The sequence below is a fragment of the Actinosynnema sp. NPDC059797 genome, assembly GCF_042732085.1.
GTDB lineage: Bacteria > Actinomycetota > Actinomycetes > Mycobacteriales > Pseudonocardiaceae > Actinosynnema.
Genome location: NZ_JBHWIE010000735.1, coordinates 1 through 1,367, shown reverse-complemented (window position 1 = coordinate 1,367; position 1,367 = coordinate 1). Strand labels below are relative to the sequence as shown.

1 protein-coding gene is annotated in these 1,367 nt (G+C 77.3%); it reads left to right on the top strand.

The features are described 5' to 3' along the window. Positions 1 to 268: 268 nt before the first annotated feature. Positions 269 to 1,367, top strand: a 1,099-nt coding sequence (locus ACFV4N_RS43780) for a geranylgeranyl reductase family protein (protein WP_499678608.1), incomplete at its 3' end; no start/stop codon positions are given.

Below are 1,367 nucleotides of genomic sequence, written 5' to 3'. Positions count from 1 at the left end.
CACCGCCCGTCGGCCGGTGCCGCCGCCAAGTCGGTCATCTGCCGAGTGCGGGCGCAAGCCGTACCGTGAAACGGGTGACGACGACTTCTGCGGCCTGCGGTGTACCCCCGCCGCATCGACACCAGCAGGCGCGGCCGACCGGGTTGTATCGGCGACACCTCTGCCGGTCGGCCCGGTCCGAGGACGGCGTGACACCGGTCGAACCGGACAAGACCGGGGACGCGTCCTGGGTGCCGAGGTCGTCCGCCGTCGTCCACTTCGTCCGCTGATGCGCGGGGGGACGCCGCGCGGGACCGATTGGGACCTGGTGGTGGTCGGTGCCGGGCCGGCGGGGTCGACGGCGGCGATCGCCGCGCTGCGCGCCGACCCGACCGCACGCGTCCTGGTGCTGGACGCCGCCGACTTCCCCCGGGACAAGGTCTGCGGTGACGGCGTCGCGCCGCACGCCATGGACGTGCTCGCCGAGCTCGGGGTGCCGGTCGCCGAACTCGCGGCCGGCACCGGTCCGGTCGCCGCGCTGCGCCTCGTGTCACCGAACGGCACGCGGGTCGGGCGGAGCTTCACGCGGCCGGTCTCCGTCATCCCCCGCGTGCTCCTCGACGCCAGGCTCGTGCGCGCCGCCCAGGACGCGGGCGCGGTGCTGGAGCGGCACCGCGTCCGCACGCTCGTCCAGCGGGACGGGGCGGTCCTCGTCGACGGGGCCGTCCGCGCCCGGACCGTCATCGGCGCGGACGGCGCGGAGTCGGTCGTGCGGCGGCAGTGCGGTGCCGGTAGGGCGCGGGCGGGCACCGTCGCGATCGCGCTGCGCGGGTACACCGGCGCCGATCCCTGGCCGGTCGCCGAACAGCGGCTCGTCATGGCCGCCGCGCACTGGCCCGCTTACGCCTGGGTGTTCCCCGTGGGCGACGGCACCGCGAACGTCGGCTACGGCGAACTCGCCCGCACCACGCCGCCGACCCGCGCGGAGCTGACCGCGCGGCTGCACGACCTGCTCCCCGAACTCCCGCCGACGCCGCTGCGCGGGCACCGGCTGCCCCTGTCCCCGGGGCGGCCCGCCGTCGCGCACGGCCGCGTGCTGCTGGCGGGCGACGCCGCGTCGCTGATCAACCCGCTGACCGGTGAAGGCATCTACTACGCGGTCCTCTCCGGCGCCCTGGCAGGCGCCGCCGCCACGGCACCGGACCCGGCGGGCTCCTACCGCCGGTCCCTGCGGCACCGGCTCGGCAGGCACCTCCGGCACACCGACGTGCTCGCCCGCCTCACCCGGCGGCCGTGGCCGGTCGACCTCGCCACCGCCGCGGCCCGCGACGACCGGCGCGCCTTCGACCGCCTCGTCGAGATCGGCCTCGGGGCGGGCACGCTCGACG